The 12,489-nt window shown below is 66.4% G+C and carries 11 protein-coding genes; 7 read left to right on the forward strand and 4 right to left on the reverse strand.

What is annotated here, in order from left to right:
* Position 1: 1 nt before the first annotated feature.
* Entirely contained in the window at positions 2-2,212 is a 2,211-nt protein-coding gene (locus tag ACZ50Q_RS09315) for a 4Fe-4S binding protein (protein WP_464081290.1), read from the reverse strand.
* A 363-nt stretch (positions 2,213-2,575) separates the two neighbouring features.
* On the opposite strand from ACZ50Q_RS09315, the gene azu reads away from it, so the two are divergent.
* From azu to ACZ50Q_RS09330, 3 genes are all read left to right on the forward strand, one after another.
* Positions 2,576-3,025: an azurin gene (gene azu, locus ACZ50Q_RS09320; RefSeq protein ID WP_464081291.1), complete on the forward strand. Its 450-nt coding sequence runs from the start codon at positions 2,576-2,578 to the stop codon at positions 3,023-3,025.
* A 240-nt stretch (positions 3,026-3,265) separates the two neighbouring features.
* Entirely contained in the window at positions 3,266-4,852 is a 1,587-nt protein-coding gene (locus tag ACZ50Q_RS09325) for a TerC family protein (protein WP_464081292.1), read from the forward strand.
* A 31-nt stretch (positions 4,853-4,883) separates the two neighbouring features.
* Entirely contained in the window at positions 4,884-5,747 is an 864-nt protein-coding gene (locus ACZ50Q_RS09330) for an undecaprenyl-diphosphate phosphatase (RefSeq protein ID WP_092582079.1), read from the forward strand.
* Between the two features lie 87 nt (positions 5,748-5,834).
* Here ACZ50Q_RS09330 and ACZ50Q_RS09335 read toward each other — a convergent pair whose 3' ends face one another.
* The 3 genes from ACZ50Q_RS09335 to ACZ50Q_RS09345 all read right to left on the reverse strand — a co-directional run bounded on the left by ACZ50Q_RS09335 (position 5,835) and on the right by ACZ50Q_RS09345 (position 7,928).
* Entirely contained in the window at positions 5,835-6,608 is a 774-nt protein-coding gene (locus ACZ50Q_RS09335; protein WP_092581982.1) for a UDP-2,3-diacylglucosamine diphosphatase, read from the reverse strand.
* A complete protein-coding gene (locus tag ACZ50Q_RS09340) occupies positions 6,601-7,110 on the reverse strand; it encodes a peptidylprolyl isomerase (RefSeq protein ID WP_464081971.1) in 510 nt (169 codons plus the stop codon). Before ACZ50Q_RS09340 ends, ACZ50Q_RS09335 begins: the two co-directional genes overlap by 8 nt.
* Before the next feature lie 134 nt (positions 7,111-7,244).
* Positions 7,245-7,928 (reverse strand): tetratricopeptide repeat protein, encoded by a 684-nt coding sequence (locus ACZ50Q_RS09345; protein ID WP_464081972.1) that lies wholly within the window; start codon positions 7,926-7,928, stop codon positions 7,245-7,247.
* A gap of 235 nt (positions 7,929-8,163) precedes the next feature.
* On the opposite strand from ACZ50Q_RS09345, the gene cysS reads away from it, so the two are divergent.
* The 4 genes from cysS (at position 8,164) to tilS (ending at position 12,403) form a co-directional block, all read left to right on the forward strand.
* Positions 8,164-9,618 carry a cysteine--tRNA ligase gene (cysS, locus tag ACZ50Q_RS09350; RefSeq protein WP_092582077.1) on the forward strand — a complete coding sequence of 485 codons (1,455 nt, stop codon included), beginning with the start codon at positions 8,164-8,166 and terminating at the stop codon, positions 9,616-9,618.
* Positions 9,619-9,638: 20 nt separating this feature from the next.
* Positions 9,639-10,283 carry a DNA-3-methyladenine glycosylase family protein gene (locus ACZ50Q_RS09355; RefSeq protein WP_076522012.1) on the forward strand — a complete coding sequence of 215 codons (645 nt, stop codon included), beginning with the start codon at positions 9,639-9,641 and terminating at the stop codon, positions 10,281-10,283.
* A 36-nt stretch (positions 10,284-10,319) separates the two neighbouring features.
* Positions 10,320-11,285, forward strand: coding sequence for an acetyl-CoA carboxylase carboxyltransferase subunit alpha (locus ACZ50Q_RS09360; RefSeq protein WP_076520053.1), 966 nt, complete (start codon positions 10,320-10,322; stop codon positions 11,283-11,285).
* A 143-nt stretch (positions 11,286-11,428) separates the two neighbouring features.
* The gene (gene tilS / locus ACZ50Q_RS09365) at positions 11,429-12,403 is read left to right on the forward strand and encodes a tRNA lysidine(34) synthetase TilS (protein ID WP_464081973.1); all 975 of its coding nucleotides are present in this window, start codon (positions 11,429-11,431) and stop codon (positions 12,401-12,403) included.
* The last annotated feature ends 86 nt before the right edge of the window (positions 12,404-12,489 follow it).

Genomic DNA, 12,489 nt, shown 5'->3' on the forward strand with positions numbered 1-12,489 from the left:
TTCACGATTCCGGGTTGGGGCGATTCGCCGGGGTCAAGCTGGGCATGCGGTGCAGCACGACTTCCTGCACCGCCGGCTCGGGAGGCGGAGCCGGGCGCCGCTCACGCCTGGACCGTTTCTGGATCAGGTGAGGGCACTTCTCCTGGTGGTGGTAAAGCATCTGGCAGTGCAGGCATTGGATGCACTCGTTCGGATTGATCTCGCCGGACGGGTCGATGGCCTGCACGGGGCATTCGATGTTGCAGCGTTGGCAGGGATTGCCGCAGTCGCGGTAGCGCTTGAGCCAGTTGAAGATGCGCAGGCGGGCGGGAATGGCCAGCGCGGCGCCCAGCGGACAGAGGTAGCGGCAGAAGAAGCGCTCGATGAACAGGCCCGCGGCCAGCAGCGCGACGGCGAACAGCACGAAGGGCCAGTGGCGCACGAAGCGCAGGATGATCGCTGTCTTGAACGGCTCGACTTCGGCGAGCTGTTCGGCGACCGCCAGGTCATACAGTGAGAACCCGAAAAGAAGGAGGAAGATCACGTACTTGAGCGTGGACAGCCGCTGGGCCACGCCATGGCGGATCTTCAACTGGCGCACGCCCAGGCGCCGCGCGATGCGATTGGTCAATTCCTGCAGCGCGCCGAACGGGCAGAGCCAGCCGCAGAACGCGCCCCGGTTCCAGAACACCATGGAGATGGCGGTGGCGCACCAGAGGATGAACACCAGCGGGTCCATCAGGAAATATTCCCACCGGAAGTCGGTGCGCAGCGCGGAGAAAAACGTCAGCACGTTGACGATGGACAGTTGCGCCTGGCCATACCAGCCGATCCAGAACAGCGCGAAGGCCAGGAACGCCAGGCGCAGCCGGTCGTGCAGCAGGGGGCGGGCGGCAAGCTGGTCCTGGAAAAAGAAGATGCCGACGAGCACCGCCAGGGCGACGGTCAGGATGGCGATCTGGCCGGCCTTGCCTTGCCAGATCTGCTTCCACAGGGCGGGCGGGGCGGCTTCGGCTTCGGCTTGCGCTTGCGCGGCCGGCGGGGCGGCGGGGGCATCGGCGGCCGCGGGCTGCGCCAGCGCGGGGCCTGCGGCGACGGCGCGGGTATAGGCCGCGGGCAGTTCATAGGGCAGGTCGAACGTGACGAACGCCTTGTCGGACACGCTCAGCACGCGCTGCACCATGAGCTGCAGGCGCCAGGGCTTGACGGGGTCCAGCGCGGCGTCTTCGGGCACGACGAAGAGGGCGACCTCGCGCAGCGCCGGCGCGCCCGCGGCGCTCACGTCCGCCAGGCGCTGGTGGTTGCGATCGCGGAAGCGGAAGGCGCTTTCGTCCTGGACGACCTCGATGCGATCGAAGATGCCGCCCCGCACATAGCCCGAGCCCTTGAACGAATACAGGCCATTGCCCGCGACCAGCACCGCCTGCTGTCCGGGCTTGAGCCGTTCCTTCAGGCGCTGCCAGCCGTTGTCGCCCAGCAGGCTGCGGCCGATGGACGGCGCGCTGACCAGCGCGGCGTAGAGGTCGATGAAGGTGTCGTCCGGGCCGCCTTCGCCGTGCTCGGCCGCGTCCTGGCGTCCCGAGCGCAGGAACGCCTGGTTGACGTCTTCGGGCGTGAGCCGCAGGTTCTTGACCGCGCCCGCATCGAGCAGTGCCTGCCAGCTCTGCACATCGTTCCTGTCTTCGTCCAGGACGCGCGCGGCAGCGGGCTGTGCGGTCTGGCGCGGCGCGCCCGCCTTGCCGATGCCATGGGCGCGCGCCACCGCGATGGCCGAGCGGGTGATGGTGTCGCCGATCACCATCAGCGTGACGGTGGCGCCGCTGACGATATCCACGGGCGGCGGCGCACCGTGGCGCGGCGGGGCGTCGACGAAGTTCAGGCCCACGTAGCCCTGGATGAAATGGTCGACCTTGGACTGCGGGATGCCGATCAGCACGATGGGCTCGTGATGCTCCACGAGCTTGGCGCCCACGATGCGCCCGTCCGCCGCCAGGCCGACCAGCACGTCGATCGGCTTGCTGGAATAGCCCCGGGTGTTGACCACGTCGGTGGTGAGATAGACCAGGCCCAGTTGCCGGTTGCCCGCGTAGACGCGCGCCGCCGCCGGTTTGCCTTCAACGGGGCCGGTGCGGTCGGCGCCGGGGAACACCTCGCCGATGGGCGTGGCCGCCAGGAACTCGGGCAGGCGCTGCGCTTGCGCGTCCTGCGCGACGGCCAGACAGGAAAGCCACATCGCAAGCAACGCGGCCAGCAGGCATCGTGCGAACCGGTTGTTTATGGCTGTTGTTGTGGATGTTGCCGCTGCCGTTGCTGCCGTACTGCCGCGCATGCTGAGCTCTGCTTGTCGTGTTTGCGTGCAGGCATCCTACGAACATGCAACAGGCGGGGGATTGCGGTTTGTCAATCGCGCCATGTCAACGGCGAATACCCCTACAAAACGTAGGGGATGTTCCGGATTTTCCAGTGAAATGAGGGGGGAGGCTTGATGAAGGTCAAGGGCGCCGAAGCAGGGCGCTCCTACACTGGTCCGCGGCGGCAACGGCGTCTGCATATGGCTGGCGCAAGTGCAACGACCGCTGTGTCATCGGAGAAATTCATGCTGGCAAAAGCCACCCTCGCCCTCCTTCTTTCTGCCACCAGCCTGCCCGTGCTGGCCGCGCAATGTGAAGCCACCGTCGAAAGCAACGACGCCATGCAGTTCAACGTCAAGGAAATCGTGGTCGACAAGAGCTGCAAGGAATTCACCGTCAACCTGAAGCACGTGGGCAAGATGCCCAAGGTCGCCATGGGCCACAACTGGGTGCTCACTAAGGAAGCCGACAAGCAGGGCGTCGCCACGGACGGCATGGGCGCGGGCCTGGCCCAGGACTACGTCAAGGCGGGCGACACCCGCGTCATCGCGCACACCAAGGTCATCGGCGGCGGCGAATCCGACACCGTCAAACTGGATGTGTCCAAGCTCGCCGCAGGCGAAAATTATGCGTTCTTCTGCTCCTTCCCCGGCCATTGGGCCATCATGAAGGGCACGCTGAAAGTCGGCGCCTGATTCCCCGACTGGTCTGTTGAAACGGGCAGAAGCCGGCCGGGCGGCCGGCTTTTTCTTGCCCACCGCGCCCGCTGCGGACCCTGCGCGACCCGCCGCGCCCCGCTCGTGTTCAGGCGCTTGCAAGTCTTAGTCCTTACGGCCCAAAGCGGCTGTCCATCAGGCTTACGGACGGGATGCGTCACCGGCATGTCACGGATTTTCCATGTACGATTACCGGTCGTGTAACTTCTGGAGCTCCTGATGGAGTGGCTGCTGGACCCCGCTGCGTGGGTCGGCTTGCTTACCCTGGTCGTCCTTGAGATCGTCCTGGGCATTGATAACCTGATTTTCATCGCCATCCTGGCGGACAAGCTGCCTCCCGCGCAGCGCGATCGCGCACGCATCATGGGCCTGAGCCTGGCGCTCATCATGCGCCTGGGCCTGCTGTCGGTCATGTCATGGCTGGTCACGCTGACCACGCCGCTGTTCAACATCGGACCCCTTTCCCCGTCTGGGCGCGACCTGATCCTCATGGTGGGCGGCCTGTTCCTGCTCTTCAAGGGCACCATGGAACTGCATGAGCGCCTGGAAGGCGGCGTGCACGCGGGCTCTTCCGGCCCGCGCGTCTATGCCAGCTTCTGGGTCATCGTCACGCAGATCGTGGTGCTGGACGCGGTGTTCTCGCTGGACTCCGTCATCACGGCGGTGGGCATGGTGGATCACCTGGCCATCATGATGATCGCGGTCGTGATCGCGATCGGCATCATGCTGCTGGCGTCCAAGCCCCTGACGCGCTTCGTCAACGCCCATCCCACCGTGGTGGTGCTGTGCCTGGGCTTTTTGCTCATGATCGGCTTCTCGCTGCTGGCCGAAGCCTTCGGCTTCAAGGTCCCCAAGGGCTACCTGTATGCCGCCATCGGTTTCTCGGTGGCCATCGAGGCGCTCAATCAGGTGGCCCGCCGCAACCTGCTCAAGCTGGACGCCCGCCGCCCGATGCGCGAGCGCACCGCCTCCGCCGTGCTGCGCATGCTGGGCAAGCGCCCGCCCGCCAGCGACGAGCCCGACCTGCCCCATGCCGACGGCCCGGCCGTCCAGGCCTTCGGCGTGGAAGAGCGCAACATGGTCAGCGGCGTGCTGACCCTGGCGGAACGGTCCATCCGGTCCATCATGACGCCGCGCACGGACGTGTCGTGGATCAACATCGACGACGATCCCGACACCATCCGCCGCCAGCTCACCGACGCGCCGCACAGCTTCTTCCCGGTCTGCCGCGGTTCGCTGGATGAGGTCGTGGGCATCGGGCGGGCCAAGGACCTGATCGCGGACCTCATCACCGAGGGCCGCGTGCGCCGCAACCGCCTGCGCGATCCCATCATCGTGCACGAGTCCATCGGCATCCTGCGCCTCATGGACACCCTCAAGCGCTCGCGCGGCCAGCTTGTGCTGGTGGCCGACGAGTTCGGCGCCATCGAAGGGCTGGTGACGCCCATCGACGTCTTCGAGGCGATCGCAGGCGAGTTCCCCGACGAAGACGAACTGCCCGACATCGTGGCCGATGGCGCCAATACCTGGAAGATCGACGGCGCGGCCGACCTGCACCACGTCGAGCAGGTGCTTGAAACCGAAGGCCTGGTCGATGACGCCCAGGACTTCTCCACCCTGGCGGGCTATCTGCTGTCGCGCTTCGGACATCTGCCCAAGCCGGGCGACGTCTGCGAATATACGATCCATCACCAGCATTTCCGCTTCGAAGTCCTGGAAATGGACGGCCGCCGCATCGCACTGGTGCGCGTGGAGAAACGCCCCGACGAGCATTTCTCCGACGAAGCATCCCTCGCCAACGACTAAGACAGACTCACACAGAGAGAGAACCTTGCCCGTGACAGAGAACGCGCTCTATCTGATCAAAGCATTCATCCTGGGTGTCCTGGAAGGCCTGACGGAATTCATTCCCGTGTCCAGCACGGGCCACCTCATCCTGGTCGGCGACTGGCTCAATTTCGATTCGGGCGACGGCAAGGTGTTCGAGGTGGTCATCCAGCTCGGCTCCATTCTTGCGGTGATGTGGGTCTTTCGCACCCGGCTGCTCAAGCTGATCCGCGGCACGCTGACCGGCGTGCCCAGCGAGGTCGCCTTCACCCGCAACCTCCTCTTGGCCTTCCTGCCGGCCGCGGTGATCGGCGCGATCTTCATCAAGACCATCAAGTCGGTGTTCTACCATCCCGCGGTGGTGGTGGTGACGCTGGTCCTGGGCGGGCTGATCATGCTGTACGTCGAACGCCGCACCCGCCACACGCCGGGCGACGTGCCGGGCGCCTCGGACGACACTGCGTCGGACGAGCGCGCGTCGGCCCACACGCTGGAACAGATCACCTGGAAGCAGGCGCTGGGCGTGGGCGTGGCCCAGTGCTTCGCGATGATTCCCGGCACTTCGCGGTCGGGCGCCACCATCATCGGCGGCATGATCGCCGGCATCCAGCGCAAGACGGCCACCGAGTTTTCGTTCTTCCTGGCCATGCCGACCATGCTGGGCGCCGCAGCCTACGACATGTACAAGAACTTCGGCCTTCTCACCCAGCACGACCTCTCCGGTATCGCGGTGGGTTTCATCGCCGCGTTCCTGAGCGCCATGGTGGTGGTCCGCGCCGTGCTGCGCTTCGTGGCCAACCACACGTACCGGGTGTTCGCCTGGTACCGGATCATCTTCGGCGGCATCGTGGCGGCCTGGATCTTCACGCGCTGACCGGGCCCGCCGCGGCGGGCGCCAAAAGAACGAGGGCCGCTTTTCCAAGCGGCCCTCGTTCTTTTGCGCTGCCTGCAAGCCAGGCGGCTACGCTTCGGTTTCCAGGTCGTAGAACTGCAGCCCGTCGCGGTCGATGACCAGCCAGCCGCCGCGCGGCGGCGTCACGTGGTCGCAATCCCAGTCGGGCAGCACCCAGCGTTCACGCTTGACGCCGTCGACCTCCAGCACGTGGCGGGCGGGGCGGTGCGTGTGGCCATGCACCAGCACGCGGACATGGGTGTCGCGGAAGATCGACTCCACCGCGGCCGCATTCACGTCCATGATCTCCATGGACTTCATCTGGTTGGCCGCCTGGCTTTCGCCGCGCGCCTGCTGCGCCATGGCCAGCCGCTCGGGGATGGTCTTGGACAGGAACTCGGCCTGCCATTGCGGGTTGCGCACCATCGTGCGGAACTGCTGGTAGGCCGTGTCGTCGGTACAGAATTCGTCGCCGTGCGTCAGCAGGATCTGGCCGAAATCGGTCTCCAGCAACGCGGGCTCGGGCAGCAGGCGGGCGCCCACGGCCTTGGCCAGTTCTTCCCCGATGAGGAAGTCCCGGTTGCCGCGTCCCAGCCAGACCGGGATGCGCGCGGCAGTGTCCCGCAGCGCCGTCAGCGCCGTGGCGAGCCACGGCGGCGCGGCGCGGATCACGTCGTCGCCGATCCAGGCGTCGAAGATGTCGCCCGGCAGGAGCAGGGCGGCGGCCTCTTCCTGAGCCGCCTGCAGGAAGGCCACGAAGGCCTCCGAGGTGGCCGGCGTGGCCGGCCCCAGGTGCAGGTCGGACGCCAGCCAGATCGGGCCGGACAGGGTGATCTTATTCAAGAACTTCGGCCTTCTCGATGATGACGTCTTCGTTGGGCACGTTCTGGTGGAAGCCCTTGTTGCCGGTCTTCACGCCCTTGATCTTGTCGACCACGTCCTGGCCTTCGGTGACGGCGCCGAACACGGCGTAGCCCCAGCCGTTCGGCGTGGGCGACGTGAAGTTCAGGAAGTCATTGTTGGACACGTTGATGAAGAACTGCGCGGTGGCCGAGTGGGGGTCGCTGGTGCGGGCCATGGCGAGCGTGTACTTGTCGTTCTTCAGGCCGTTGTTGGCCTCGTTTTCGATCGGGGCGTGGGTCTGCTTCTGCTTCATGCCGGGTTCGAAGCCGCCGCCCTGGATCATGAAGCCGTCGATCACGCGATGGAACACCGTGCCGTTGTAGAAGCCTTCCTTGACGTAGGTGAGGAAGTTTTCGACGGACTTGGGCGCCTTGGCGGCGTCCAGGGTGATGACCATGTCGCCTTGGTTCGTGTGGAGCTTGACGCGGGGATTGGTGCTCATGGTTTTTGTGCCTTCGGAGGTGGAGTTGGAAGAAGTGGCCGCGGGGGCGGCGCTGACGAGGGCCGGGGCGAATGCCGCCAGCGCGAACGAGCACGCCGTCAGGCGCAGCAGGTGTAGAGGAGAGTAACGGGACATCATTTGCCTTGTTTATCCTTCAACATTGTTTCAACTTCGCGGACCTTTTCCTTCATGCCGGGCACGCCGTCGCCGGCGGCCTTCTTGTAGGTGCGCAAGGCCTGCAGCAGTTGCAGGTCGCCCAGATTGGCGCGCGCGGCGGCGTAGCCCGGGTCGGCGCGCAGTGCCATCTGCAAGGCATCCTGCGCCCGGTCCAGTTCGCCGCGGCTGGCATATAGAGCCGCCAGGTTGTTCCAGGGTTCCGGCAATTCGGGAAACCGCGTGGTCATTTCGTTGTAGACGTCGATGGCCTCGTTGGTGCGGTTCAGGGCGGCCAGGGCGCGCGCGTGCTGGAACATCAGTTGCACGTCGGTGCCGCGTTGGTCCTTGATCTCGGCCTGGCGCTTTTCGATCATCTCCAGGGCTTCCTGGTTTTCGCCGCGGTTCAGCATGCGCTCGATGTGCGTGGTGATCTGCGAGGCGGAGGGGATCAGGCGCGTGTCCACGCTGGGCTTGGCCGCTTCCAGCAGGTTGGCCAGGGCGTCCCAGCCGCCGTCCGGCGGAATCGGGTCCAGGGTGGTGCGGCTGGAGTTGGGGTTCTCTCCCCCGCCGCCGCTCATCGACTGGGCGAGGGCGACCCCGGCCGGTGCGCCGGCCAGGGCCAGCGCGAGCAGGGCAACGCAAAAACGCGGCTTGATGGTCACGTGGGTTCCGTTAAAAGTCTTGGCCGTCATGCGCTTACGCGCGCGAGCGGGCCGCTTGCTATACTTGACGACCGCCATTTTAGCCCCGGTTAGGTTTTTGGCTCGATCATCGCGCTCCGAATCGTGTTCAAAAGCCGGAGATACGTCACGGGCGCAGATCCAGGACCGGATGCGCCGGGACGACAGCAACCATTTCCGCAACCGCCACGGAAAACCAGACAAAGCCTATCGCGCCATGCTGCAAATCTACAATACGTTATCGCGTACCAAAGAACCGTTCAAACCGGCCCAGGCCGGCCAGGTGCGCATGTACGTATGCGGCATGACCGTCTATGACTTCTGCCACCTCGGCCACGCCCGCATGCTGGTGTCGTTCGACGTCGTCCAGCGCTGGCTGCGCGCAAGCGGCCTTGCTGTGGATTACGTGCGCAACATCACGGACATCGACGACAAGATCATCCGCCGCGCCGTCGAAACCGGCCGCCGCATCGGCGAAGTCACCGAGTTCTACATCGACGCCATGCACGCCGACGAACGCGCGCTGGGCGTCGAATCCCCCGACCGCGAGCCGCGCGCCACGCAGTACGTGGGCGAGATGCTCGACATCATCGGCAAGCTGGAAAAGAACGGCCTGGCCTACCAGGCCGAGGACGGCGACGTGAACTACGCGGTGCGCGGTTTTTCCGGATACGGCAAGCTCTCCGGCAAGACGCTGGACGACCTGCGCGCCGGCGAGCGCGTGGCGGTCGGCTCCAGCAAGCGCGATCCGCTCGATTTCGTCCTCTGGAAGTCCGCCAAGGCCGAGGAACCCGCCGACACCAAGTGGGAATCGCCCTATGGCCTGGGCCGTCCGGGCTGGCACATCGAGTGCTCGGCCATGAGCAAGTCGCTCCTGGGCCTGCCCCTGGACATCCACGGCGGCGGTCCGGACCTGAAATTCCCGCACCACGAGAACGAGATCGCCCAGACCGAGGGCGCGTTCGGCGGCACGCTGGCCAACATCTGGATGCACTGCGGCCCGCTCATGGTCGATTCGGACAAGATGTCCAAGTCCCTGGGCAATTTCCGCACCATCCGCCAGACGGTTGCGCAAAACGATCCGGCGGCTGACCAGTCCGATTACCCGGTGAATCCGCGCGAAGCCGAAATGGTGCGTTTCTTCATTGTGCGCAACCACTACCGCAGCCCGCAGAACTACACGCCCGATAACCTCATCGACGCGCAGAACGCACTGGATCGCCTGTACCAGGCCTTGCAGAACGTGCCGGCCGACGGGCAGGGCATCGACTGGAACGAGCCGCAGGCCCAGGCCTTCAAGGCCGCCATGGACGACGACTTCAACAGTTCGGGCGCTGTCGCGGCCCTGTTCGAACTCGCCTCCGAAGCCAACCGCACCAAGAGCGCGCGCAGCGCAGGCCAGATGAAGGCGCTCGCCGCCTTGCTGGGCCTGCTGCAGCAGGAGCCGGCCGCGTACTTCCAGTCGCCCACCCGCTACTCCGCAGCCGCGATCGAGCAGGGCGTGCGCAGCACGCTGGACGCCGATGCCATCCAGTCCCTGATCGACGCGCGCGCGGCGGCCAAGGCCGCCCGCAATTTCGCCGAGGCCGACCGTATTCGCGCCGAACTGCGCGAAGCGGGCATCGAGCTGGACGACAAACCGGGCGGCCTGACGCAATGGCGTCGAGCGTGACGCCGCAGGATACGCCGGACATGTCCACTGCAGATCTCGAGATTCCCAAGCCTGATTATTGGGAAGCCGCCGTAGCGCACCTGATGCGCCGCGACCGCATCCTGAAAAAGATCATCCCCCAGCACCCCGAGGTCTGGCTGACCTCGCGCGGCACGCCGTTCATCACGCTGGCGCGGGCGATCATCGGCCAACAGATTTCCCCCAAGGCGGCCGACGCCGTCTGGACCAAGTTCATCGACGCCGTGGGCAAGCGTCCCACGCCCGTGGCCGTGCTGCGCGTGGGCCTGGACGGCCTGCGCAAGGCCGGACTGTCCCAGCGCAAGGCCGAATACGTGGTCGACCTGGCCGTGCATTTCGGCGAGCGCCGGGTCCATCCCGAGAAATGGGCGGCCATGGACGACGAGGCCGTCATTTCCGAGCTGGTCGCCATCCGCGGCATCGGGCGCTGGACGGCGGAGATGTTTTTGATTTTCAATCTACAGCGGCCTGACGTCCTGCCGCTGGATGATCCTGGGTTGCTCAAGGCAATCTCGCTACACTATTTCAGCGGCGAGCCTGTCTCGCGCTTCGAGGCTCGCGAAGTCTCGTTGGCGTGGCAACCCTGGCGTACCGTGGCAACCTGGTATCTGTGGCGCAGTCTGGAACCGACGCCGGTCCAATACTGACGCACTCCAGGCAGCCCATCTACGGAACCACACTACATGCGCAATACATTTCTGGAATTTGAACAGCCGCTCGCCGAGCTTGAGAACAAGATCGAGCAGCTGCGCTATGTGCAGGCCGATTCGGCAGTAGACATCTCCGATGAAATCGGACGTCTGCAGCAGAAGAGCCAGACGCTCGCCAAGGAGATCTACGCCAAGCTCACGCCCTGGCAGACGGCGCTCGTCGCGCGCCATCCCCAGCGTCCCTACACGCTGGACTACGTGCGCGAAATGTTCACCGACTTCCATGAACTGCATGGCGACCGCATGTACGCCGACGACCAGTCCATCGTGGGCGGCCTGGCGCGCTTCAACGGCACGCCCTGCATGGTCATCGGCCACCAGAAGGGCCGCGACACCAAGGAACGCGCCGCGCGCAACTTCGGCATGCCGCGCCCCGAGGGCTATCGCAAGGCCCTGCGCCTGATGCGCCTCGCTGAAAAATTCGGCATTCCGGTCTTCACCTTCGTGGACACCCCGGGCGCCTATCCCGGTATCGGCGCCGAAGAGCGCGGCCAGTCCGAAGCCATCGGCCACAACCTGTATGCCATGGCCGAACTGAAGGTGCCGATCATCTGCACGATCATCGGCGAAGGCGGCTCGGGCGGCGCCCTGGCCATCGCCGTGGGCAACGCCGTGCTGATGCTGCAATACGCCACGTACGCGGTGATTTCGCCCGAAGGCTGCGCCTCGATCCTCTGGCGCAGCGCCGAGAAGGCCCCCGATGCCGCCGAGGCGCTGGCCATCATTGCGCCTCGCCTCAAGGACCTGGGCCTGGTGGACCGCGTCGTCAACGAACCCGTGGGCGGCGCGCACCGCGACCCCCGCGTCATGGCGCGCCTGCTGCGCCGCGCGCTGGGCGACGCCCTGCGCCAGCTCCAGGACATGACGCCTGAGCAGCTCGTGGAACAGCGCGTCCAGCGCCTGCTGTCCTACGGCGCCTACCAGGAAGTGCGCGCGTAAAGCGGGCAGGGCGCCGGCCAACCGCCGGCGCCGCGGCCCACGCGCCATCGCCCATGACCGACGTCCCGCCACCCGACAGCACGCCCGGGGCCGACGCGGGTCCCGGTCCCTCCCTTCCCATTTCCCCCACGCTCGCGGCCGCGTTGCGCCGGGCGCTCGAGGCCTTGCCCGAACGTCCGGCCCGTGTCGCCGTCGCATTCAGCGGCGGCGCGGACTCGGCCATGCTGGCCGTGCATGCGGCCGCCATCGCGCCGGCGCTTGGCATCGACGTCCTGCTCTTTCATGTGCACCACGGGCTGCAGGTCCAGGCCGACGCCTGGGCGCGGCATGGGCAGGCGCTGGCGGCCAGGCTTGCCGTGCCGCTCGTCGAGGCGCGCGTCCAGGTCGAGCCGGCGGCCGGCAAGGGCATCGAGGCCGCCGCGCGCGACGCGCGCTATGCGGCGCTGGCGCGCCTGGCCCGGGAACACGGCGTGGCACACATCCTTCTAGCCCACCATCGCAACGACCAGGCCGAAACCGTGCTGCTGCGCCTGCTGCGCGGCACGGGGCTGGCGGGCATGGCGGCCATGGCGCCGGTTGCGCGGCGCGATGGCGTGGCCTATCTGCGCCCCTGGCTGGACCAGGACCGCGGCGCGATCCTGCAAGCGGCGGACGCGGTCGAGGCCGCCACCGGCTGGCGCGCGGTGCAGGACCCCACCAATGCCGATCCGCGCTATACCCGCGCCGCGCTGCGTGAACTGCTGGCGCCGGTGCTGGACGCGCGTTGGCCCGGTTGGCGCGCCATCGTCGCGCGCCACGCGCGGCACATGGCCGAGGCCGCCGAGATCCTGGACGAAGTGGCCCGTGAAGATTTTGCGGGACTTGATCCCAGCCCCGACGGCGTGAGCTTTTCGCTGCAGGCGTGGCGGCGTCTCTCGTCCGCCCGCCAGGCGCAGGTGCTCAGGCACTGGCTGGAGCGCAACGGCGTCCGCATGCCCACGGACGCGCGCATGGCCGATCTGCTGCGACAGCTTCGTGGCCTGCACAGCCTGGGCCACGACCGCCAGTTGCGGGTCGAGCAGGCGGGCCACGTCATCCGCTGCCATCGCGGCCGGGTGTGGGTGGAACCGCGTCCGTAGACGCCACGGCGGGGGTTTTTTCTTATTTCTGACCCCAAAATGGACATAAATCCGCGCAATCTGCGCAAATTTTTATCGTCGCGCTA

This window comes from Achromobacter sp. T5-5 (genome assembly GCF_055397965.1).